This window comes from Sphingomonas leidyi (assembly GCF_011761945.1).
Lineage (GTDB): Bacteria > Pseudomonadota > Alphaproteobacteria > Sphingomonadales > Sphingomonadaceae > Sphingomonas > Sphingomonas leidyi.
Map to the genome: position 1 here is coordinate 671,964 of NZ_JAASQV010000001.1, position 22,357 is coordinate 694,320.

A 22,357-nucleotide genomic window follows, 5' to 3' on the forward strand; every position below is an offset into this window, starting at 1 on the left:
CACTGCGGATATCGGCGCCGGAAAGTCACGAAAGCCCCGACATCATCGCGCGCGGCTCGGCGCTTCCCTGTCTTCCCGCGCAGGGCGGTCGCGGGGAAGGAAAGGTTGACAGGCATAACGGAACAATACGGGAACAAGCAGGATTGTCAACGTCGAGGCTTGTAAAGAGTGATTTAAGATATATCTTAGAGCAATCACGAGTCGTACAGGAGATATTATGCGACATCATCATTGCGGCCATCGCGGCATGCATTTCGGCCGCCGCGGCGGCTTTGGCGGCGGCGCGCCGGACTTCATCATCGGATGGGGCATGGGGCGCGGCGGCTTTGGCGAGCGCGGGGAACGGGGCGGTCGACGCCGCATGTTCGACGGCACCGAGCTGCGCCTCATCCTCCTCAAGCTGATCGAGGAACAGCCGCGCCATGGCTATGACCTGATCCGCGAGATCGAGGAGCGTTCGGGCGGCGCCTATGCCCCCAGCCCGGGCGTGGTCTATCCGACCCTCACCATGCTCGACGACATGGGCCTGATCGAGGAGAGCAAGAGCGAAGGCGCCAAGAAGCAGTTCGCGATCACCGAGGCGGGCACGGCGCATCTCGCCGAGCGGACCGAGGAAGTGGCGGCGCTGTTCGAGCGGCTCCAGCAACTGGCGGGGCTGCGCGAGCGGTCCCATGGCGGCCCGATCCGCCGCGCGATGGGCAATCTGCGTGCCGTGCTGCAGGAACGTCTTGCGGGTGAAAGCGTCGATGCCGACATGCTGCACGGCGTCGCGGAGATCCTCGACGAGGCGGCGCGGAAGATCGAGCGGCTCTGAGCCCGGTGCCGCGGATTGAAATGCTGAGGCGGCGGCTCGGGATCGTGCCGCCGCCGATGGAGACGAAGCGCATGACCATGACTCTGTTTTCGGCCGAGACGCTGGCCCCCACCGCACATGCCAGCCGCTATCTGCAGCAGCTGTGCAAGCATTGGGAGCACAGCCTTCAGGTGGAGTTCACGCCGGAGAACGGCACGGTGATCTTCCCGAAGGATGCGCGCGGCGCGGACCATCCCGGCGACGCGGTGGTGACCTTCAACGTCGCCGAGACCGGGCTCGACATCCGCATCGACGCCAGCTCGCCCGAGCAGCTCGAGGGGCTGAAGGGGGCGGTGGAGCGCCATCTCGACCGGTTCGCCTTTCGCGAGGACGGGCTGCGATATGCGTGGAAGTGACGCCTGAGGCGGGGACTCGCATCGCTTCCGCGTCCCCGCACTTTCTCACCCTCGCCGCGCGATCGCCTCGAGATAGGCGTCGAGCACCTTCTGGTTGATCGCGTCCCATTGATAGGTCTCGGCGATCGCATGCCCGGCCGCGCCCGCGGCTTTCCGCGCGGCATGGTTCTCGCAATAATGCTGGATCGCATCGGCATAGCGGCCCACCGCGCCCTTGCCGGGATCGACCAGCAGGCCGCTCACATTCTCCTCCACCATGCCGACCGGACCGACCGCGTTGGCGGCGACCACGGCCACGCCGGCGGCCATTGCCTCCAGCGTGACGTTGCCGAAGCTCTCGGTGAGGGAGGGGTTGAAGAAGACGTCCATCGAAGCGACCGCACGCCCCAGATCGTCGCCCGCCTGGAAGCCGGCGAACACCGCGTCGGGCACGCGATCGGCGAACCATTGCTGCGCGGGGCCCTTGCCGATCACCAGCACGCGATGCTTCACGCCGCGCCGCTGCAACTCGCCGACCACTTCGGCGAAGATGTCGAGCCCCTTTTCCAGCACCAGCCGGCCGAGGAAGCTCACGGCGACTTCGTCATCCGCGATGCCGAGGGCGCGCCGCCATTCGAGGCTGCGCCGGCCCGGATTGAAGCGATCGTGATTCACGCCGCGCGACCAGATCTGCATCGGCCGCTCGACGCCCCAGCTGCGCAGCAGCTCCTCCATGCCGCGCCCCGTGGGCATCACGGTGTCGAACCGGTTGTAGAAGCGCGTGAGCGTCCAGATCAGCAGCGGCGTGACGAAGCCGATATGATAATAAGCGGGATAGGTCTCGAACCGGGTATGGACCGAGGCGACCGAAGCGATGTTGTTCCGGCGCGCCCAGGTGACTGCGCGGTGGCCGAGTATCTCGGGCGCGGAGACATGGACGAGATTGGGGGCGAAGGCCTCTAGGTCGGGCAGCACCGCCTTGATGCCCTTGGCGAACTTGTACTCGTCGCGCCCGCCCGGCACGGGCAGCGCGGGCACGCTCACCAGATCGCCCGTCGGCGGGAAGGCGGGCGTGTCGGTGGTCGGCGAATAGACGCGGACCTTCACGCCCTGATCGAGCAGATAGCCGACGAGCAGGTTGAGCGCCTGGTTCGCACCGTCGCGGACGTAGTTATAGTTGCCGCTGAACAGCGCGACGCGGAGGTCGGTAGGCTTCATGGCGCGCGCGATACCGCCCGCGGGCCCGGGGGGCAACCTTGGCGCATAGTTCTCCCTTGTGGAGGAGGGGTGGAGAAACCGTCGGTATTGCGTGCAGGGTCCCGGCCCCGCCCCCGTCGCCCGGCGAACGGGCGTTTCCAGGCTTGTTCCTATCTTGTTCTCTCGCTAGTCTCGCGGGCATGGCGAAACTCAAGAAGCGTTATGTCTGCCAGGCCTGCGGCTCGGTCTCCTCGCAATGGGCGGGGCAATGCGGCGATTGCGGCGAGTGGAACCAGATGGTGGAGGATGCCGGGGCGGTGGTGACGCCGTTCCAGGCCCGCCACAACCTCCAGTCCGGCGGGCGGGCGATCCAGCTGACCGGGCTCAACACCGATATCGCGCTGCCCGAGCGCACCTCGACCGGCATCGCCGAGTTCGACCGCGCGCTGGGCGGCGGCTTCGTCGAGGGCTCCGCCACGTTGATCGGCGGCGATCCCGGCATCGGCAAGTCGACGCTGCTGCTCCAGGCGGCGGCCAAGATCGCTTCGCGGGGGCTCTCCGTCGCCTATGTCTCGGGAGAGGAAGCGGCCGACCAGGTGCGGCTGCGCGCGCGGCGGCTGGGCCTGGGCAAGGCGCCGGTGATGCTCGCCGCGGCGACTTCGGTGCGCGACATCCTGACCACGCTGGGCGAGGGCGCGCCGCCCGCGCTGCTGATCATCGATTCGATCCAGACGATGCATTCGGACCTGATCGAAGGCGCACCGGGCACGGTGAGCCAGGTGCGTGCCGCCTCGGGCGAACTGATCCGCTTCGCCAAGGAGCGCGGCACCGCGCTGGTGCTGGTCGGCCATGTCACCAAGGACGGCAGCATCGCCGGCCCGCGCGTGCTCGAGCACATGGTCGACACGGTGCTGGCGTTCGAGGGCGAGCGCAGCCACCAGTACCGCATCCTGCGCGCGGTGAAGAACCGCTTCGGCGGCACCGACGAGATCGGCGTATTCGCGATGCAGACCGAGGGGCTGGAGGAAGTCTCCAACCCCTCGTCGCTGTTCCTCACGTCGCGCAACGAGAATGTGACCGGCACGGTGGTGTTCCCCGCGCTGGAGGGAACCCGGCCGGTGCTGATCGAAGTGCAGGCGCTCACCGTGCGGCTGGCGAGCGGCGCGACGCCGCGGCGCGCGGTGGTCGGCTGGGACAGCGGGCGGCTGGCGATGATCCTCGCGGTGCTGGAGGCGCGCTGCGGGCTCAGCTTCTCGACCTGCGAAGTCTATCTCAACATCGCCGGCGGCTACCGGGTGCAGGACCCGGCGGCGGATCTGGCGGTGGCGGCGGCGCTCGTCTCGGCGCTGGCCGAACGGCCGATCGCGGCGGACGCCGTGGTGTTCGGCGAGATCGCGCTGTCGGGCGAAGTGCGCCCCGTGGCACATGGCGCGCTGCGCTGCCGCGAGGCGGCGAAGCTGGGCTTCGGCCGCGCGCTCGCCCCCGCCGTGCAGGCGAAGGACAAGGGAGGGCTGCAACTGGCGGGGTTCAAGTCGCTCGGCCAGTGCGTCGATCATCTGCTGGGGCGTTAGGGCGCGGCTCCGTCAATTGCCAAGGGGTTGCAATCGCTTGCCAGGCTATAGAATATCGTATCGCAAGCAGATTGGCGGGGCGATCGATGTTGCGAGAATTGGCCGGCGAATGGGCGCGCCCCGGGATGCTGGTGCCGACATCCTGCGCCGTGGCGCTGATGGGGGCGATCCTGTGGGCAGGCGCCGAGCCCGCCCGCACCCCGCCGCCATCGCTTGCGTTCGAAGGCTTGCCGGTGAGCGGCAGTGCGGCGGATGCGCGGCGCGCCGGCTTCACCGAATGCGTCAAGATCGACGCGTTCCGCGCGCGCTGCCGCCGCGCGGGGCTGATGGTGGCGGGCGAAGGCCCCTATGACGCGGCCATCGACCTGATCGGCAGCGACGGGCGCGGCGGCTTCGACCACCTGACCCTGTGGCGGAACGGGGACCAGAAGGAGATCTACAAGCTGGTCGAGGCACTGCAGCGGCGGGGCTGGATGCATTGCGAGACCGGCAACGAGCGATGGGGCGACCAGGACATCTACACCCGCAAGGGCGTGCCGGTGCGCGTGTCGATGGACCTCAGCTATTACGGCAAGCGCCGGGTGCGGATCATCCCGCCGTGGAACCAGAGGGAGCGGAGCTGCACGCCCTATCATTGAGAGGGCTATCCTTTCCGCGCCTTACGCCCCACATTGACGGAATGAAGCGAAGCACTGCCATTTCCATCGCCTCGGGAGTCGCGGTCGCCGCGATCGGCGGCCTCTTCCTCTATTCGCGCGCCACCCGCCCGCCGGTGATCAACAAGAAGGTGCCCGAGCCGGCGCGGCCGGTCGATCTCACGCGCTATCTCGGCAAATGGTACGAGCTGGCGCGGCACGAGAACCGCTTCGAGAAGGGCCTGGACGCCGTGACCGCCGAATATGCGCTGCTCGAGGACGGCAAGATCAGCGTGACCAACAGCGGCACCCAGGGCTGGCCGGCCGGCGACCGCAGCGTCTCCGAGGGCAAGGCCGTCGTCGCCGACGAGGCGACCAACGCCAAGCTCAAGGTCTCGTTCTTCGGTCCGCTCTACACCGGCGACTATTGGATCCTCGATCATGACGAGGAGTATGCATGGTCGATCGTCGGCGAACCGAGCGGGCGCTATCTATGGGTGCTGTGCCGCGAGGCGGTGCCCTCCTCGGCGCTGGCGCAGGCGATCATGAAGCGCGTCGAGGAGCTCGGCTATGACCGCTGGGCGCTGCGGATCACCCGGCAGGGCTGATTTCCTCTCCCGTTTCCCATCCATCCTCCGCTATAGGCCGTCCCCGGGGAGGGACGTGTTCCAATGACTTTGACCGGGCTCGACATCATCGTGCTGTTCGCGATCGGCGGCGCCGCCGTGCTGGGCTTCCTGCGCGGCTTCGTCACCGAAGTGCTGGCGCTGGTCGCGTGGCTGCTGATCGTGCTCGCGCTCAAGCTGTTCCACACGCCGCTCGCCGCGGCGCTGGCCGGGGTGGTCGGCACCGAGCAGGGCGGGGCGGTGCTCGCCTTCGTGATCCTGACCGGCGTCACCTATTTCGGCGGACGGCTGCTCGCCCGCGCGATCGGCTCGCGAACCCGCGAGAGCTTCCTTGGCCCGATCGACCGTGCCCTGGGCCTGGGTTTCGGCGCGCTCAAGGGCCTGATCCTGGTCAGCATCGGCTTCCTGCTGATCGTGCTGCTGTTCGACACGGTGAGCGGCGGCCCGGCCAATCGGCCGCAATGGATCACGAAATCGACCACCTATCCGCTGCTCAACGCCACCAGCGCCAGCATCGCCGATTTCGTCGATCGGCGCCGCAAGGGCGAGCCGGTGTTCGGGGATGAGGTCGACAACGGCACCGGAGCCGCCGGCAACGCGCAATGAGCCGGCGGGCGGCCGCGGCGCTGGCGCTGCTGGCGCTCGCTGGCTGCGACTCGCCGCTCGATTTCTGCCGGGCGTGCATCAGGACTCCGCCGGCCGACGAAGTGGCCGATGCGGATCGCGCGCGTATCCGCTTCACCGGCCCCGGCACGCTGCCGGCGGATGCCCGGCACCTTCATTACTACGAGCAATGCGGCGTCGATTGCCGGCACTGGATGCGTTTCGAGCTGCCCGAGGCGGAAGCCCGGCGGTTTGCCGCCACGGTGCTGGGTGGAGGGACGCTGCGGCCGGGACGCGATCCATTCGACGGGAGCGCAGGCGGCCCCTTGTCGCCGCCCATGCCGTGGTGGCCGGCCCATCTGCCGACCGATGCCGAGGGCACGAAGATCGAGACGCAGGAGGCGCGCGGCGGAGCGCTGGTGCTGCGGGCGGAGAAGGGGCTGGCCACGGTCTGGTTCTTCGAATTCGACATGTGAACCGGGCGAATTCCATGCATCAGGGGGTCGCACTTCGCGCGCCTCTCCCCTAAGTCGGAACGAGATGAACGCGCCGCTCTACAACACCGAGATATTGCGCCTGGCGGCTTCCGTGCCGTTCGAGGCGCGGCTGGAAGGCGCGATGGCGTCGTCCGAGAAACGCTCCCCGGTCTGCGGGAGCCGCGTCACCGTCGACGTGAACCTGGACGAGGACGGGCGGATTGCCGCGATCGGCATGGTAGTGCGCGCCTGTGCGCTCGGCCAGGCATCGGCGGCGCTGATGGAGGCGCATGCCGTCGGCCGTTCGCCGCAGGAGCTCGAAACCGCGCGCGACGATCTTGCCGGCTGGCTGTCCGGCGCACGCGCCACGCCGCCCGACTGGCCGGGGCTCGACCTGTTCGCGCCGGCACTGGAGCATCGCGGGCGCCATCCGGCGATCCTGCTCGCTTTCGAGGCGGCGGCCGAGGCCGCCCGGCGGGCGCGCGGCTGATGGAGCACGCCAACGAGGCTTCGCTGCTCGGCGAATATGTGCCGCTGCTCGGTTTCGCGCTGGTCTTCGTGCTGGTGTTCCGCCGGTTCGGGCTTGGCGCCACGCTGGGCTATCTGGTCGCCGGTGCGATCGTCGGGCCGCAGGTGCTCGGGCTGGTCGGCGATGCCGAGAGCAAGATGGGCATCGCCGAACTGGGCATCGCGCTGCTGCTCTTCCTGGTCGGCCTGGAACTCAGCCCCTCGCGATTGTGGCGGATGCGGCGCGACATCTTCGGGCTCGGCCTGCTCCAGGTGGTGATCTGCGGCCTGGTGATCGCGGGCATGGTGTGGCTGGCTACGGGCAGTTCGATCGGCGCGGCGCTCGCGCTCGGCCTGCCGCTGGCGCTGTCCTCGACCGCGCAGGTGCTGCCGATGCTGCAATCGGCGGGGCGCCTGCGCACCCCGCTCGGCGAGCGCGCCTTCGCGATCCTGCTGTTCCAGGACCTCTCGATCGTCCCGCTGATCACCATCGTGGCTGCGCTCTCGCGCAACCCGCAACATCAGAGCAGCACCCCCGGCTGGCTGCTCGGCGTCTATACCGTGCTGGCGATCATCGGCCTGATCCTGGCCGGCCGCTATCTGTTGCGCCCGCTGTTCCGGCTGATCGGCAATCTCGGCGAGCGCGAGATGTTCATCTTCGCCGGGCTGTTCACGGTGATCGCGGCCGCGGCGATCATGGAGGCGCTGGGGCTTTCCGCGGCGCTGGGCGCATTCATCGCGGGCGTGATGCTGGCCGATTCGCCCTATCGCCACGAGCTGGAGGCGGATGTCGAGCCGTTCCGCTCGATCCTGCTCGGGTTGTTCTTCCTCGCCGTGGGCATGACGCTGAACCTCCACGCGATCGCCGAGCGGCCGTTCTTCGTCGTCGGCATGGCACTGGCGCTGATTGCCGCCAAGGCCGCGATCATCATGGGGCTGGGCATGGCGTTCGGCATGCCGCGGCGCCAGGCCTTCGCATTGGGCGTCCTGCTCAGCCAGGGCGGCGAGTTCGGCTTCGTCCTGTTCGCCCAGGCCCAGTCGGCGATGCTGATCGAGGGGCAGGCGGCGAGCATCTTCGGCGCGATCGTGACCCTGTCGATGGCGACCACGCCGTTCCTGATGATGGCGACCAAGCGGCTGCGGACCGAGCCCGCGCCGAGCGTGGAAGGCGTCGAGGGGCCGCAGCACGAGGGCGCCAATGCCGTGGTGGTGGGCTATGGCCGTTTCGGCCAGACGGTGGCGCAGATGCTGCTCTCGCAGGACATCCCCGTCACCATCATCGACACCGATGTGGAGATGATCCAGACCGCAAATGATTTCGGCATGAAGGTCTATTATGGCGACGGCCTGCGCATCGACATGTTGCGCCAGGCGGGCGCGGCCGAGGCGGAGCTGGTGCTGTTCTGCAACGATGGCGACAAGATCGACACCGAGTTCCTCGAAGCGGTCCATTACGCCTTCCCCAGGGCGACGGTGTTCGTGCGGGCCTATGACCGGCGCAGCGTGATCAAGATGAAGGGCGCGCCGGTGGGCGGCGTGGTGCGCGAAGTGCTCGAGAGCGCCGTGATGATGGCGCGCCAGGCGATGCAGGCGGTGGGCGTCGACCAGATGGAGATCGACAGGACCGAGGCGGAATATCGCCGCCGCGACAATGCCCGGCTGGACGTGCAGCGCGAGACCGGCGACCTGCGGGCCGGAATCGACGGCATGGTCACCCATGCGAGCAGGGCGGCCGCGATCGAGATCGACCTCGAGTCCTCGGGATGAAGGGGCGGCCCTTCCGCGCGCGGATGGGGTTCGCGCTGGCCGGCATCCGCGCCGGCTGGGCGCGCGAGGCGAGCTTTCGCAGCCAGGCGCGCCTCGCGGCGATGGCCCTGCTCGCGCTGCTCCTGCTCAGGCCGGCGCCCGTCTGGTGGGCGCTGGTCGCGGTCTGCTGCGCGATCGTGCTGGCATTGGAGCTGGTCAATTCGGCGATGGAAGCGGTGATCGACCTGCTGCATCCCGGCGTCCATCCGTCGATCAAGGCCGCGAAGGACATGCTGGCGGGCGCGGTGCTGGTGATGAGCGCCGCGGCGCTCGCCGTGGCGGTGGCGATGGTGGCGGCGAGCGGGCCGCATTTCCTGGAGGAGATCGGGCTGTGAGGATCGTGACGGTGCTGGCGGCGCTTTCGGGCGCGGCGGCGGTGGCGGCGGGGGCGTTCGGCGCGCACGGCGCGAGCGGCGAGGCGGCGGAATGGCTCAAGACCGGCGGGCATTACCAGCTGGTCCATGCAGTGGCGGCGCTGGTCGCGGTGCGGATGGGCGAGCGGATCTCGCCCTGGCTGTTCGTGATCGGCGGCGCGGTGTTCGCGGGGACGCTCTACCTGATGGCGCTGGGCGGTCCGCGCTGGCTGGGCGCGGTGACGCCGCTTGGCGGCGCGGCGCTGATCGCGGGGTGGCTCTGCCTGGCCGCGGGCGCGTGGAGGGCACGCTGATGGCATTGCTGCTGATCCTGGCGCTGGGCGCGGCCGATCCCGGGCCGCTGGTGATCGATGCAGGCGCGGATCTCTATCCCGCCGACGCACTGGCACAGAAGCTCGAAGGCGATGTGGCGGTGAAGCTGAGCGTCTCGGCGGATGGCGCGCTCCGATGCAGCGCGCCGGGCGGCGGAGCGATGGCGCCGCTGAAGCGGGCCAGCTGCGAGCTTGTCGCGGCGCGCGACATCTTTCCACCGCGAGTCGAGAAGGGCCAGGCAGTGTCGGCCGACTATTCGGTGATCGTGCGCTGGAAGCTGGGGTCCTCCAACCGGCAGTTCGGCGGTGCCGTGCCGATTGGGCGTGCCGGCTGGATCCGCTATTCGGACTATCCGCCGATCGCCTGGAGGCAGGTGAACACCGGCAAGGTGCGCATCGCCTATGACATCACGGCGCAGGGCCGGCCGCAGAATTGCCGGATCGAGAGCACCAACACCACCCAGGCCCTGGCCGGCAACATGTGCCCGCTGTTCGTGGAGCGCGCGATCTTTCTTCCCGCGCTCGATCCCGGCGGCAAGCCACGCCCGACCCGCGGCTGGTTCAATCTCGACTGGCGCTGGTGCGAGACCGCACGCTGTCCGGCGCCCGACACTGGCGAATAGGAAGACCCGCCTGAACCCGAGCGATTTCATCCGGGCACGCCTCCCCGTGCTGCCGGTGCCGGGCATTGCAGGGATCGCGCTGCACAAGGCGGTGCCCGCCAGCGGGCTTGGCCGGCTGGCGGCGGCGGATCGGGACTTCGGCTCGCCCTATTGGGCCTATTACTGGCTGGGCGGGCTGGCGCTGGCGCGGTTCGTGCTCGACCGGCCGGAGGTCGTGGCCGGGCGGCGGGTGCTCGACCTGGGCTGCGGCTCGGGGCTGGTGGCGATCGCGGCGGCGAAGGCCGGGGCGGCGAAGGTGCTGGCGGTGGACATCGACCCCTATGCGCTGGCGGCCGCTGCGCTGAATGCGGCGGCGAACGGCGTGGCAGTCGAGACGGTGCACGCCGATCTGACCGGGGGGGCGGCGCCGGAGGTGGATGTCGTGTTGGCCGGGGACGTGTTCTACGATCCCGAGCCGGCGTCGCGGGTGGAGCCCTTCCTTGCCCGCTGCCGGGCGGCTGGGGCGGAGGTGCTGGTGGGCGATCCCCGCCGCGCGCCATTGCCGCTGGAACGGCTGCGGGCACTGGCGGAATATCGATTCGCCGAGACGGATAGCGGCGCGATGCGGATCACCGAGGTGTTCGCGTTCGACTGACGCTCGACCGTCCTCCCGGCCTTGCGCGGGGATCCGCCGGAAGGCGGGCCATGGACAAGGCGCGGCAAGTCGGTGGGCGCGGCACCGTCGACCCCGGCACGGCCAGGGTGACAGGCCGGGGCAACGGATTTGCATCAGGATAGTGGCGGAGGCTATTCCGCCCCGACGATCTTCGCCACGCCCGCTGCCGCATTCGGGTGATAGCCTGCCTTGGCACCTTCGTAGAAGCGCAGGGCGATCGGCTTGCCCCAGTCGCCCTGGGCCATCAGGTCCTTGTAGATCGGGTAGATCAGCAGGCCACGGCCGACCCGCTTCACGAATTCCTCGATCCCGGGGAGTGCCGGCTCGTAGCGATTGGCAATGGCCAGTTCGGCCCAGGCCGACCGGACATAGGCATTGTTCGAGGTGGAGAGGCCGAGCGCTCCATCGAGTTCCGCAAGGCGCGCGGGCGGCTGCTGGCGCGGGAGGCCGTTCAGGAAGCGCAGCCATTGCTGGGTCGCCCAGCCGGCGGGCTGCACCGCGCTCGCCGGGCCGCCGGCGTTGAACGCCGCGAGCTTCGCGTCGACGGCGGCAAGCGTTGCCGAAGTCACGTGCACGGCATTGTCGGGCAGCCCCGGGCGATAGGCCCAGCGATCGAGCTCCAGCTTCGCCTCGAGCGCCTTGTCGCCCCTGATCAGGTTGGCGCGCAGGTCCGCCAGGAAGCCGGCGGTGGTCTGCGGCTGGAAGGCGTGGCGATCGAAATAGGCGCGCAGATAGGCGTCCCATTTCGCCCGGCCCACCGCCGCCTCGATCGTGCGCAGGAAGGTGGAGCCCTTGAAATAGTCGAGCTGGCCGAAGGTCGCGCCCGGATCGCCGTGGAGGCGCGTGGTGGCCGCGTCGCCGCCGCCGGCATCGCGGATGTCGCGCTGCAGCCCGTCCCAGTCGAGATCGGCGTACATGGCGGCGCGCTCCTTGCCATAGACCGCCTCCATGATCCGATTCTCGAAATAGGTGGTGAAGCCTTCGTTGAGCCAGCTGTCCGACCAGGTCGCGTTGGTGACGAGATTGCCCGACCAGCTGTGCGCCAGTTCGTGCGCGACGACGTCGGTGTTCGAGCGGTCGCCGGTGATGATCGTCGGCGTCAGGAAGGTGAGGGTGGGGTTCTCCATGCCGCCATAGGGGAAGCTGGGCGGCAGCACGAGCATGTCGTAGCGGCCCCAGCGATAGGGGCCGTAAAGTGCCTGTGCCGCGTCGATCATCTTCTCGACATCGCCGACCTCATGCGCCGCGGCATCGAGCATCGAAGGCTCGGTCCACACGCCCGATCGCTTGCCGGTCGCCTTGAAGGCGAGGTCGCCCACGGCCATCGCGACGAGATAGGGCGGCACCGGCTTGTCCATCCGGAAGCGGAACCTGCGCCTGCCGTCCGGCGCGGCCTGGCCCTTCTCGCCGTCGAGCCGGTCGCCGCTCATCACCGCGACGAAGCCGGCGGGCACGGTGAGCGTGGCCGACCAGGTCTGGCGGATGCCCGGGCTGTCCTGGGTGGGAATCCAGCTGCGGTTGTTGATCGGCTGGCCCTGGCTGAACAGATAGGGCTTGCGCTTCCCGGCGGTGAGCTCCGGTGCGAGCCACTGGAGCGCCGATGCGCCCGGCCGCGTCTTGTAGCGGATCAGGATCTGCTTGTTGCCCTCGAGCTGCACCGTGAGCGCCGAGCCCAGTTCCTTGTCGCGCGGGCCGATCGCGAAGGGGAGCGGCTTACCCTTGGGGCACGTGACCGAGATCACGTCGAGGTCGTCGACGTCCAGCACGATCTCCTTCGCGCCCGCAGCGGCGAGCACGTCGAGCGTCGCGACGCCGGACAGCGTCTTGCCGGCGAAATCGACGTCGAGGTTCAGATCGACATGCGTGACTCGCGCCACTTCGGGCACGGCATGGGTCCACGCGTCCTTCGCTTCGGGCGCGGTCAGGATCGGGGCGGGCTTGCCGGTCTGGGCGGCGGCGGGCGCGGCGATCACGATCGCGGCGGCGAGAGCGGGGAGGATGCGCATGCCGATGTGCTAGGCGGATCGGGGACGAACGGCAACCGACGCGCAGCACCTCTCCCTTTCATGCGGGGAGTCACTGGTCGAGCATCTCGCGAACCTTTGCCGCCAGGTCGGTATAGGTGAAGGGCTTGGGCAGCAGCTGCACGCCGGGATCGAGCCGGCCGTGATGGACGATCGCGTTGCGGGCATAGCCGGTAGTGAAGAGGATCTTGAGATCCGGCCGCTTCGCATGCGCCTCGCTGGCGAGCACCGCGCCGGTCATGCCGCGGGGAAGCACGACGTCGGTGAACAGCAGGTCGATCGATTCCGGCGCGGCGTCGATCGCGGCGAGCGCGGTGGGGCCGTCCCCCGCCTCGATCACGCGATAGCCCAGCTCGCGCAGCACCTCGACCGTATAGGCCCGGACATTCTCGTCGTCCTCGCACACCAGGATCGTCTCATGGGCATTGCCCTGCGGTGCGGAGGGGGCCGGGGCACGGGCCGCCGTGTCGCGCGCCGTGCCGTGGAAGCGGGGCAGGTAGATCCGCACGGCCGTGCCGTCGCCGCACGCCGAATGGATGCGGACATGCCCGCCCGACTGCTTGATGAAGCCATAGACCATCGACAGGCCCAGGCCCGTGCCGCGTCCCACTTCCTTGGTGGTGAAGAAGGGCTCGAAGGCATGGGCGAGCGTTTCCTCATCCATGCCGGTGCCGGTGTCGGATACGCAGATCAGCACATATTGGCCGGGCGACACCTCGGCATCGAGCGCGGCATAGTGGCTGTCGAGATGGGTATTTGCAGTCTCGATCGTCAGCTTGCCGCCCTGCGGCATCGCGTCGCGCGCGTTGATCGCCAGGTTGAGCAGCGCATTCTCCAGCTGGTTCGCATCCACTTCCGCCGGCCAGACGCGCGCGGCCTGCACGATCTCCACTTCGATCCTCTCGCCCAGGCTGCGGTGGAGCAGGTCGGACATGCCGGCGATCAGCCGGTTCGGATCGATCCGCTTCGGCGCGAGCGGCTGGCGGCGCGAGAATGCCAGCAGGCGCTGGGTGAGCACCGCGGCGCGCTGCGCCCCGTTCATCGCCGCGCCGACTGCGCGCACCAGCCGCGGTTGCTCGGGCGGCAGGTTGCGCTGGAGAATGTCGAGATTGCCGGTGACGATCTGAAGCAGGTTGTTGAAATCGTGCGCGACGCCGCCGGTCAGCTGGCCCACCGTCTCCATCTTCTGGGACTGGCGCAGCGCCGCCTCGGCCGCGGCAAGGGCCTCGGCCGCCTGGCGCTCGGCAGTGATGTCGCGAGCCACGCAATAGAGCAGGTCGCCTTCGGGCACTGCGGTCCAGCTGAACCAGCGATAGTCGCCGTCCTTGCCGCGGAAGCGGTTCTCGAAGCGCAGCGTGGGTGCGCCCTGCTGCAGCCCGGTCAGCTCCGCGCGGGTGCGTTTGCGGTCGTCGGGATGCTCCATCCATTCCGAGGTGCGGCCGACCAGCTCGTCGGCGTTCCAGCCGAGAATTTCGGTCCAGGCGGGGCTGACGTTGCGCCATACGCCGTGGCTGTCCGCGATCAGGAACGGGTCGCGCGCCAGCGTCCATAGCCGGTTGCGATCGGCGATCGCCTCGCGTTCGGCGAGTACGCGGGCCGTCGTCTCGCTGACGATGCACAGCACGCCGCCCACCGTCCCGTCGTCGTCGAACACCGGTGAATAGCTGATGTCGAAATAGGTGGTCTCGCCGCGCCCCTGGTCGCGCTCGATATAGAAGGGGCGGTCCTTGGCCCAGAAGGTCTCGCCGGTGTCGCGCACGCCCTGAAGCAGCGGGCCGAGATCGTCCCAGAGCTCGCCCCACCATATCAGCGCCGACTGGCCGAGCGCGCGCGGATGCTTGTCGCCGATCGTCGGTGCATAGGCCTCGTTGTAGAGTGCGCAGAATTCGGGGCCCCAGAACATCACGATCTCGGCGCGCGCGGGGAGCATCATGCGCAGCGAGGCGAGGAGCGCGTTCGACCAGCCGGCGGCGGGCCCCAGCGGCGATTCGTCGCCGATCGCGGCCGTCAGTCGGCCCAATTCTCCAAAGGCTGCTAGCGAAGTGGCTGGAGAGATCGCGGTGGCCATCCGTCCCCCGGAGAGTGTCTGTTTCGTTGCGCGAACGAAATCGCCGTCCGCCGTCAAGTCAACGCGGCAGGCGCCATTCGGCTCCCGAAAAGCTGGGGATGATTCACTGCGCGAAAGCGGCGAGGGCAGTGCGATAGCTGCGGCCGAGCGGGACGATGGCGCCGCAGCTGAGCTGCACGGCGAGCCGGCCGCTCGCCTCGCGATAGATTTGCGAGACGTGGTGCTGGTTCACGACGATCTGGCGATGCACGCGGATGAACCCGAACGCCGCGAAGCGCCCCGCCAGCTCGGACAGCGGCGCGCGCACGAGGTGCACGCGGCCATGGGCGAGGATCTCGCTATAGTTCCCCGCCGAGCGGATCTGCGCGACGTCGCAGGCGCGCACGCGCAGGAAGGGTGCCTCGGGCAGGCTGAGCCATTGTTCGGCGCTCGCCGGTGCGGGCGGCGCCGGCGGCTGCTCGGCGAACGGCGCGTCCGCCGCATCGGGATCGTGCCGGTTGGCGAGGTGGCGTCTCCAGGCCATCAGCGACAGCCATGCAGTCGAGCCCAGCGCGATCGCGCGGGGAAGGAAATTGTCGACCGGTACCGGCGGCGGTCCGTTGGGCCCGCAAAGCTGATAGGGAGAAATGGCGATCGCGAAGCGCGATGCGGCCAGTTCCGTGAGCATTACCGGCACGAAGGCGAATGCGCCGAGCAGCAGGGGCGATCGCTTCGGCGCCTGCAATATCTCCTCCATCGGCTTGCGGCTCGCCCAGGCGATGGTGAGCATGGCGCCCCAGACGAGCAGCCGCGCCAGCCGTGCCTCGTCCGGATGCTCCGCGGCGAAGCTGCCCGTATTCGCTTCCAGCCCGCCTATCCCATAGCCGAGCAGGAAGGCGAACAGCGCGAACGCGGTCGCCGCGCTCAACGGGATCCTGATGTTCCAGATCGACTCGCGCGCCGTCACTTCCATGCATGCACGATAGCCCGCGAACGCGCGCGCGCGAACTGCCGTTCGTCACGCCCGCGATCCATTCGTCCCAGCCCGCTCCACGCGCCGCAGCCGCGCCGGCCAATCCGGCCGGGTTGGGAAGAGGGTTCGTGTCATGCGTCATTCGATATTCTGCCTGCCGCTTCTGGCGGCGCCCGCCGCCCATGCGCAGACGGTGCGGGCACCGCAGCCGCCGGCGAGCGGCGATGTGGTCAGCGCCGCCGACGATGCGTTCGGCCGGCGGATCGGGATCGAGGAAGTGGGGCTCTATTCGGAGAGCGAGGTGCGCGGGTTCGACCTGCAGGCCGCCGGCAACTACCGGATCGAGGACCATTATTATGTTCGCGTGGCCGGCATGCTCCAGCCGCTGAACGGCGGCACCGCGATCCGTGTCGGCGCCAACGGCCTGCGGACCGATTTCGCCGCTCCCTCCGGCGTGGTGCAATATACGATGCCCGGCGCCGCGCCCGGCGTGCGCGCTTCGATCGAGGCGGGCTGGTGGGGCGGTTCGGGGCCGGTGGCGATGCTGCGCGGCGCGGCGGGCACGGCCGACGGACGCTGGTCGTTGGCGGGCGCCCTCCAGCTCACGCCCGCCCAGCAATATACCGACGGCACGACCGGCGACTTCACTGCGATCGGCCTCGTTCCGCGCTGGTCGCCGGCGCCGGGCGTGCGGATCACCGGCGTGTGGAGCCACAACTGGTTCCCGCGCGAAGGCGATACCTATTATGCCAATCCGGCCGGCGCGCCCCGCGAAGTGAAGCGCTGGACCAACCGCACCCAGAGCTGGATGGACGCGCGCAACGAATCCGACCTGATCGGCGCCTTTGCGGATGTGGATGCGGGCAAGGATTGGCGGTTCGGCGCCTCGCTGTTCTACAATGCGCTACCCTATGACCATAGCGCCTACAGCGTGCTGCGCTTCACCGGCAATGGCCGCGAGGCGGTGGCGAGCGGCCTGTTGTTCGGCGCGGAGACGCGCCACTCGATCTCGGCCGAAGTCACCGCGGCCAAGCAGTTCGTCACGGGAAATCTCACCCACCGCATCATCGCCATGGCCCGCCGGCGGGATTCGATGGTGGAGAGCGATCCCGGCGTGCCCTTTGCGCTCGGCACCTATGCCGATGTGAACGACCGGCCGCGTATCGCCCGGCCTGCGGTCGCGCTCGGCACGGCCCGCAAGCGCGACGATGTCGGGCAATGGACCGGCGGCCTTGGCTATCGCCTGTCGATCGGCTCGCTGGCGGAACTGCGCCTGGACGCGCAACGGGTCGAATATGCCAAGCGCGTCCGGGCACTCGACGGCACGGTGACCGAGCAGACGACCCGGCCCTGGCTCTATGGCGGCGCGCTGTCGGTGGGGATCACTTCCCGGCTCACCGGCTTTGCCAGCTATGCGCGCGGGCTGGAGGAAGCGGGCGTGGCGCCCGCCAATGCCAGCAATCGCGGCGCCGTGCTTCCCGCCGCCATCTCGCGCCAGGCCGAGCTGGGGCTGAAATACGGCTTTGCCGGCGGGCCGACGCTGATCGCCGGCCTGTTCGACCTGTCCAAGCCGACGCCCGGCATCGATGCCGCGGGCGCGTTCGATTTCGTCGGCACGGTGCGCCATCGCGGCGTGGAGCTGTCGCTGGCCGGGCCGCTCACGTCGCGGCTGAATGCGGTGCTGGGCGCGACCTGGCTCGATGCCAGGATCGACGGCGAGCTGGTGGATCGCGGCGTGATCGGCGTCCGCCCGATCGGCCGGCCGCGCGTGACCGCGCTCGCCAACCTCACCTGGCGCGTGCCCGGCGTGGAGGGGCTGACGGTGGATGGCGGCGTGAACGTCCGCGGCGCGCGCTATGCCGATCGCGAGAACAGCGTCGCGCTGCCCGGCTATGCGCTGTTCAACCTGGGGCTCCGCCAGGCCTTCGCGGTTGGCGGCCATCCGGTGACGCTGCGCGCGCGCGTGACCAACCTGACCGATCGCTTCGCCTGGAACCCGGCCAGTTCGGGGCTGATCACGCCGATCGCTCCGCGCACGCTGACCTTGACGCTGACCAGTGCGCTCTAGGGCCTAGCGGGGCTGGGCGTCGAGGAATGCCGCCACCTCGCCAAGGTCGACATTCCTGTCGAGATATGTCTGCCCGATCCCGCGCGCGAGCAGGAAGGGCAGGGCGCCCCCACTCATCTTCTTGTCGTGGAGCATGTGCTCCACGAGCCGCGCACCGGAGGCGGTGATCCCCGCCGCCTTCAGCCCATTGGGCAGGCCCGCAGCAGCCAGGTGCGCGGCAACCCTTTCCGCTTCCTGGCCGGGGCAGATGCCCTTGGCGGCGGAGAAGCCGAAGGCGAGCGCCATGCCCGCAGCCACGCCCTCGCCGTGCAGCAGCCGGTCGGAGAAGCCGGCCTCGGCCTCCAGCGCATGGCCGAAGGTGTGGCCGAGGTTGAGCAGCGCGCGCATGCCGCTGGTCTCGCGCTCGTCGGCCGCGACGATCCGCGCCTTGGCCGCCACCGAATGGGCGATGGCATGTTCGCGCGCGGCCGGGTCGCCCGCGAGCAGCGCGGCGGCATTGGCCTCGCACCATTCGAAAAAGGCGAAATCGTCGATCAGCCCGTATTTCACCACTTCGGCATAGCCGGCGCGCAGGTCGCGGGCCGGCAGCGTGTCGAGCACCCGCGGATCGATCAGCACCGCGGCCGGCTGGTGGAAGGTGCCGACCAGGTTCTTGCCGGCGCGCGTATTGATCGCGGTCTTGCCGCCCACCGAGCTGTCGACCTGGGCGAGCAGGGTGGTGGGGATCTGGACGAAGCCGCAGCCGCGCTTGAGCACCGAAGTGGCGAAACCGACCAGGTCGCCGATCACCCCGCCGCCGAGGGCGATCACATGGTCGCCGCGCTCGACGCCCAGTTCGAGCAGCCGGTCGAGCAACGCTTCGAGCTGCTCCCAGCTCTTCGTGCCTTCGCCGGGCGGCAGGACGATCGCCTCGCTCGCGCCCAGGCTAGCCTGCAGCGTGGCGAGGTGCGGCAGGAGGTTCCGGTCGGTCACGACGACGCGGCGTCGACCCTTGTCGAAGGGGGCGAGCGCTTCGTCGGCGCGGCCGAGGAGCCCCGCTTCGATGCGGATGTCGTAGCTGCGGTCGCCAAGCGCGACGGGAACGATTGTCACGGGTGCAGGGCCTTCAGGATCGCGTCGACGGTGGTGTCGTGCGGCGCTGCTATGCTGGGCACCCGGATCGGCGCAAGCGCGTAATAGGGATTGCGGATCGCGGCGAGCTCGGCGAGCACCGCCTCGGGGTCGCGCCCACGCAGCAGGGGGCGGGTGTCGCGGCGGCGGACCCGGTCGGCCAGCACCGCCGGTTCGGCATCGAGCCACACCGCGATCGCATGTTCGAGGATCAGCGCGCGCGTGCTCTCGTTCATGAACGCGCCGCCGCCCGTGGCGATGATCTTGGGGGCGCCATCGACCAGCCGGGCGATCACCCGGCGCTCCCCGTCGCGGAAATGCGCTTCGCCGAAACGCTCGAAGATGTCGGCCACGGTCATGCCGGCGGCCGCCTCGATCTCGTGATCGGCGTCGACGAAGGGCAGGCGCATGCGCTGCGCCAGGCGCCGGCCGACCGTGGTCTTGCCCGCACCCATGAGGCCGATCAGGACGATGGCCTTGCCCGTCCACGCGGTATTCGCTGCCTGCGTTTGTAACATGTTCGGAAGGGCTATACAGCGAGGGCGGGTCTCGGGCAAAAGGCCCGCGAAGTCACAATTTCCGGACCCGTTTTCATGTCCCGCTTGATCGTTGCGCTGATCGTCATTCTCGTCGTCCTGGTTGGCGGCCTCTTCTTCCTCGCGGGCCGCGAGACGAAGAAGGAGCCGGTGCGCATGGAGAAGGTGGTCCCGCTTGACAATCTCGCGAATTAAGCGCCGCCACATCGCCCTCGGGGCGTTGCTGCTGGCCGGCGCGGCGGTGCCTGCGCTGGGGCAGCAGGACAAGCCCGAATCGCTGCTGCCGCCGGGCTTCGACGAGCCGGCGCCCACGCCGGCGCCGCGTCCCGCGCCTGCTCCGTCCGCAACGGCGCCCGCCGCGACGGCTCCCGGCGCGTCCGGCACCGCGCCGATCCCGAGCGTACCCATGCCTGGCGGCGACACGTCGCTCTCCAATGTCAGCGCGGCCGAGGAAGTGGCGGCCACCGGCCCGGTCGATCTCTCGCGCTACGAACTGCCCGACTTCGCGAAACATTCGCTGAACCGCGTCGGCGTGCTCGCCGCGGGCAATACGCCGTTCCCCGCCAAGGGCTTCGGCAATGCCGACGGCCGCACCCTCGCGGTGCTGATGCAGCGCCTGCGCGCGCCGGTGGCCTCGCGCTGGGCGTCGATCGCGCTCCGCCGCGCGCTGATGTCGCCGCTCGACACGCCGCGGCATGTCAACGGCGCCGATTTCGCCGCCGAACGCGCCTGGCTGCTGCTGCGCATGGGCGAGGCCAATGCCGCGCGCGCCGTGGTGAACGACGTCGATGGCGACAATTACACGACTCGCCTGCTCCAGGTGGCGATGCAGGTTTCGCTCGCCACCGCCGACCCGGGCGGCATCTGCCCGATCGCCGAGCGCGGCAATCAATATATCCAGCAGCGCGGCTGGGCGCTCGCCCGGGCGATGTGCGCCGGGCTCGCCGGCAAGCCCAACGAGGCGGGCCAGTTGCTCGACCAGGCGCGCGGCGGCACGCCGGCCAGCGATATCGACAATCTTCTGGCCGAGAAGGTGCTCGGCACCGGCGCGCAGGGGCGCCGCGCGGTCACGCTCGAATGGGGCGGCATCACTCGGCTGACCGCCTGGCGCTGGGGCCTCGCCACTGCGACTGGCCAGGAAGTCCCCGCTTCGCTTTACGGCACCGCCGGCCCGCAGGTCCGCTATTGGCAGGCGCTTGCCCCGCAGCTTTCGCCGCGCCAGCGCGCCGCCGCCGCCGAGCTGGCCGCCACTGCCGGCGTCTTCTCCAGTGCCGGCCTCGTCGATCTCTACAGCGAGATCGCGGAGGGCGATGATGCGAACACCACCGAGGGCGGCGTCGCCCGCGACTTGCGCACTGCCTATACCGACGGTGACGTGGGGGACCGGATCAAGGCGATCCGCACGCTCTGGGCCGAGGCCAGCACGCCGCGCACCCAATATGCCCGGCTGATCCTCACCGCGCGCGCAGCCTCCTGGATCCCGGCCGACGCCAAGGTGGAGGAACCCGAGAAGCTGATCGCCTCGATGCTTTCCGCCGGCTATGAATCGAAGGCGATGGAGTGGCGCCAGGTGGTGCCGCGCGGCAGCGTCGCATGGGGCCTGCTCGCGCTTGGCGATCCGGGGGCGCAGGGGCCGGTCGCCTATGGCGATTTCGATGCGTTCAAGGATGCCGCCGGCCAGCGCCGCGCGCAGCTGGCCTTTGCCGGCCTCGCCGGCCTCGGCCGTTTCGAGAGCAGCGACGCGCGCCGCGGGGCCCAGGCGCTCGAAGTGCAGATCGGTGCGCAGAACGACTGGACCCGTGCGATCGACGCCGCCGGCCGGCGCGGCGATTCGGCGATGGTCGCGCTGCTCGCCGCAGTCGGCATGCAGTCGCGCGTCTGGGACAATGTGACTCCCGAGGCGCTGTTCCACATCGTCGCGGCGATGCGCGCCGCGGGAATGACCAGCTATGCGCGGATGATCGCCGTGGAGGCGGTCACGCGGTCGGCTTGAGCGCCTCCGAAGATCGGGCGCTGATCGAGCGCTTCCTCGAGATGATGCAGGCGGAGATGGGCGCCGCCGCCAACACCATCGCCGCCTATGGCACCGATCTGCGCCTGGCATCGGAGTTCCTCGGTGGCGGGCTCGGGGGCGCGGAACGGCCGGAGCTGGAGCGGCTCGGCGCCGAGTGGCAGCCGCTCGCGCGCGCCACCGTTGCCCGCAAATCGGCGGCACTGCGCCGCTTCTATGCCTTTCTTGCCGATGAGGGCCTGCGCCGGGACGATCCCTCGGCCGCGTTGCCGCGCCCCGGCACTGCCCGGGCATTGCCCAAGGTGCTCAGCATCGAGGATGTCGACCGGATGTTCGCCGCGATCGCCGCGCGCATCGCCCGGGTGCCGCCCGATCCCAACGACTTGCGGCTGCTGGCGCTGATCGAGTTGCTCTACGGCTCGGGCCTGCGCGCTACCGAACTGGTGTCGCTTCCTCGCAATGCCGTGTCGCCGGACCGGCCCTATCTGATCCTCAAGGGCAAGGGCGGGCGCGAGCGGCTCGTGCCGATCTCGGACCGCGCCCGCGCCGCCGTCGCCGCCTGGCGCGCGCATGTCGCGCCGGACCGGCCCTTCCTCTTCCCTTCGGGCAAGGGGCATCTCTCGCGCGTTCGGCTCTACCAGCTCGTGCGCGCATTGGCGGGGGAGGCGGGCATCCCGCCCGACCGCGTCAGCCCCCATGTCCTGCGCCACGCCTTCGCCACGCATCTGCTCGAGGGCGGCGCCGATCTGCGGGCGCTGCAGGCGATGCTCGGGCATGCGGACATCGCGACGACCGAGATCTACACCCATGTCGACAGCCGCCGGCTGGTCGAACTGGTCAACCAGCGGCATCCTCTGGGCGAGGCGCTGGGGAAACGAGGCCAATGATGCGACTGACCGGCCCGCTGGCTTGCGCGGTACTGCTCGGCGGCGGCGTCTCTGCGATCGTGTACAAGCGCGGCGCCGACGGCCGATGGCGGCTGGTTGAACGGGACATGCTGGCGATCAGCTGAAGCA

The 22,357-nt window shown here is 69.5% G+C and carries 24 protein-coding genes; 18 read left to right on the forward strand and 6 right to left on the reverse strand.

Translation table 11 applies throughout. From position 1 onward, the window contains the following. The first annotated feature begins 217 nt into the window (after positions 1–217). Positions 218–814 carry a PadR family transcriptional regulator gene (locus FHR20_RS03340; protein ID WP_243857109.1) on the forward strand — a complete coding sequence of 199 codons (597 nt, stop codon included), beginning with the start codon at positions 218–220 and terminating at the stop codon, positions 812–814. A gap of 77 nt (positions 815–891) precedes the next feature. Continuing rightward, complete coding sequence (locus FHR20_RS03345; RefSeq protein ID WP_380926292.1) at positions 892–1,209, forward strand: DUF2218 domain-containing protein; 318 nt, start codon at positions 892–894, stop codon at positions 1,207–1,209. A gap of 45 nt (positions 1,210–1,254) precedes the next feature. On the opposite strand, the gene FHR20_RS03350 is transcribed toward FHR20_RS03345, so the two are convergent. Continuing rightward, positions 1,255–2,406 (reverse strand): glycosyltransferase family 4 protein, encoded by a 1,152-nt coding sequence (locus FHR20_RS03350; RefSeq protein ID WP_167298210.1) that lies wholly within the window; start codon positions 2,404–2,406, stop codon positions 1,255–1,257. 179 nt (positions 2,407–2,585) lie between these two features. On the opposite strand from FHR20_RS03350, the gene radA reads away from it, so the two are divergent. From radA to FHR20_RS03400, 11 genes are all read left to right on the forward strand, one after another. Continuing rightward, positions 2,586–3,956, forward strand: coding sequence for a DNA repair protein RadA (gene radA / locus FHR20_RS03355; protein WP_167298211.1), 1,371 nt, complete (start codon positions 2,586–2,588; stop codon positions 3,954–3,956). Between the two features lie 86 nt (positions 3,957–4,042). Beyond that, on the forward strand, positions 4,043–4,594 hold the full coding sequence (locus tag FHR20_RS03360) for a hypothetical protein (RefSeq protein ID WP_243857110.1): 552 nt from the start codon (positions 4,043–4,045) through the stop codon (positions 4,592–4,594). Between the two features lie 41 nt (positions 4,595–4,635). Continuing rightward, positions 4,636–5,199: a lipocalin family protein gene (locus FHR20_RS03365; RefSeq protein ID WP_167298212.1), complete on the forward strand. Its 564-nt coding sequence runs from the start codon at positions 4,636–4,638 to the stop codon at positions 5,197–5,199. Between the two features lie 63 nt (positions 5,200–5,262). Beyond that, positions 5,263–5,823, forward strand: coding sequence for a CvpA family protein (locus tag FHR20_RS03370; protein ID WP_167298213.1), 561 nt, complete (start codon positions 5,263–5,265; stop codon positions 5,821–5,823). Then, complete coding sequence (locus tag FHR20_RS03375) at positions 5,820–6,296, forward strand: hypothetical protein (protein ID WP_167298214.1); 477 nt, start codon at positions 5,820–5,822, stop codon at positions 6,294–6,296. The genes FHR20_RS03370 and FHR20_RS03375 overlap by 4 nt, the downstream gene beginning before the upstream one ends. A 64-nt stretch (positions 6,297–6,360) precedes the next feature. Next, a complete protein-coding gene (locus FHR20_RS03380) occupies positions 6,361–6,786 on the forward strand; it encodes an iron-sulfur cluster assembly scaffold protein (RefSeq protein ID WP_167298215.1) in 426 nt (141 codons plus the stop codon). Then, positions 6,786–8,570: a monovalent cation:proton antiporter-2 (CPA2) family protein gene (locus tag FHR20_RS03385; protein WP_167298216.1), complete on the forward strand. Its 1,785-nt coding sequence runs from the start codon at positions 6,786–6,788 to the stop codon at positions 8,568–8,570. The genes FHR20_RS03380 and FHR20_RS03385 overlap by 1 nt, the downstream gene beginning before the upstream one ends. After that, positions 8,567–8,944 (forward strand): diacylglycerol kinase, encoded by a 378-nt coding sequence (locus FHR20_RS03390; protein ID WP_167298217.1) that lies wholly within the window; start codon positions 8,567–8,569, stop codon positions 8,942–8,944. The genes FHR20_RS03385 and FHR20_RS03390 overlap by 4 nt, the downstream gene beginning before the upstream one ends. Then, a complete protein-coding gene (locus tag FHR20_RS03395) occupies positions 8,941–9,276 on the forward strand; it encodes a DUF423 domain-containing protein (RefSeq protein ID WP_167298218.1) in 336 nt (111 codons plus the stop codon). Before FHR20_RS03390 ends, FHR20_RS03395 begins: the two co-directional genes overlap by 4 nt. After that, positions 9,276–9,917: an energy transducer TonB gene (locus FHR20_RS22760; RefSeq protein ID WP_243857111.1), complete on the forward strand. Its 642-nt coding sequence runs from the start codon at positions 9,276–9,278 to the stop codon at positions 9,915–9,917. The genes FHR20_RS03395 and FHR20_RS22760 overlap by 1 nt, the downstream gene beginning before the upstream one ends. Before the next feature lie 46 nt (positions 9,918–9,963). Further along, entirely contained in the window at positions 9,964–10,551 is a 588-nt protein-coding gene (locus tag FHR20_RS03400) for a class I SAM-dependent methyltransferase (RefSeq protein WP_341786398.1), read from the forward strand. Between the two features lie 152 nt (positions 10,552–10,703). Here FHR20_RS03400 and FHR20_RS03405 read toward each other — a convergent pair whose 3' ends face one another. From FHR20_RS03405 to FHR20_RS23115, 3 genes are all read right to left on the reverse strand, one after another. Further along, a complete protein-coding gene (locus FHR20_RS03405) occupies positions 10,704–12,578 on the reverse strand; it encodes a M1 family metallopeptidase (RefSeq protein ID WP_167298220.1) in 1,875 nt (624 codons plus the stop codon). A 70-nt stretch (positions 12,579–12,648) separates the two neighbouring features. After that, positions 12,649–14,664 (reverse strand): hybrid sensor histidine kinase/response regulator, encoded by a 2,016-nt coding sequence (locus FHR20_RS03410; protein ID WP_167298221.1) that lies wholly within the window; start codon positions 14,662–14,664, stop codon positions 12,649–12,651. Between the two features lie 103 nt (positions 14,665–14,767). Then, the gene (locus tag FHR20_RS23115) at positions 14,768–15,610 is read right to left on the reverse strand and encodes a LytTR family DNA-binding domain-containing protein (RefSeq protein WP_208413383.1); all 843 of its coding nucleotides are present in this window, start codon (positions 15,608–15,610) and stop codon (positions 14,768–14,770) included. 139 nt (positions 15,611–15,749) lie between these two features. Here FHR20_RS23115 and FHR20_RS03420 point away from each other — a divergent pair, with 139 nt between their 5' ends. Then, positions 15,750–17,684, forward strand: a complete 1,935-nt coding sequence (locus tag FHR20_RS03420) for a TonB-dependent siderophore receptor (protein ID WP_167298223.1) — start codon at positions 15,750–15,752, stop codon at positions 17,682–17,684. A gap of 3 nt (positions 17,685–17,687) precedes the next feature. Here FHR20_RS03420 and aroB read toward each other — a convergent pair whose 3' ends face one another. Together aroB and FHR20_RS03430 are read right to left on the reverse strand one after the other, a co-directional pair. Next, on the reverse strand, positions 17,688–18,776 hold the full coding sequence (gene aroB, locus FHR20_RS03425) for a 3-dehydroquinate synthase (protein WP_167298224.1): 1,089 nt from the start codon (positions 18,774–18,776) through the stop codon (positions 17,688–17,690). Beyond that, positions 18,773–19,312: a shikimate kinase gene (locus FHR20_RS03430; protein WP_167298225.1), complete on the reverse strand. Its 540-nt coding sequence runs from the start codon at positions 19,310–19,312 to the stop codon at positions 18,773–18,775. The genes aroB and FHR20_RS03430 overlap by 4 nt, the downstream gene beginning before the upstream one ends. 75 nt (positions 19,313–19,387) lie before the next feature. Between FHR20_RS03430 and FHR20_RS03435 the strand changes: the two genes are divergently transcribed. Genes FHR20_RS03435 through FHR20_RS22995 form a run of 4 tightly spaced genes read left to right on the forward strand, consistent with a single transcriptional unit; the run spans position 19,388 to position 22,353 of the window. Further along, positions 19,388–19,525, forward strand: a complete 138-nt coding sequence (locus FHR20_RS03435; protein WP_167298226.1) for a hypothetical protein — start codon at positions 19,388–19,390, stop codon at positions 19,523–19,525. Then, entirely contained in the window at positions 19,506–21,323 is a 1,818-nt protein-coding gene (locus FHR20_RS03440; RefSeq protein ID WP_208413384.1) for a hypothetical protein, read from the forward strand. The genes FHR20_RS03435 and FHR20_RS03440 overlap by 20 nt, the downstream gene beginning before the upstream one ends. Next, positions 21,320–22,228, forward strand: a complete 909-nt coding sequence (locus tag FHR20_RS03445; protein WP_279589384.1) for a tyrosine-type recombinase/integrase — start codon at positions 21,320–21,322, stop codon at positions 22,226–22,228. Before FHR20_RS03440 ends, FHR20_RS03445 begins: the two co-directional genes overlap by 4 nt. Then, positions 22,228–22,353 carry a hypothetical protein gene (locus FHR20_RS22995; protein WP_279589385.1) on the forward strand — a complete coding sequence of 42 codons (126 nt, stop codon included), beginning with the start codon at positions 22,228–22,230 and terminating at the stop codon, positions 22,351–22,353. Before FHR20_RS03445 ends, FHR20_RS22995 begins: the two co-directional genes overlap by 1 nt. Positions 22,354–22,357: the final 4 nt, after the last annotated feature.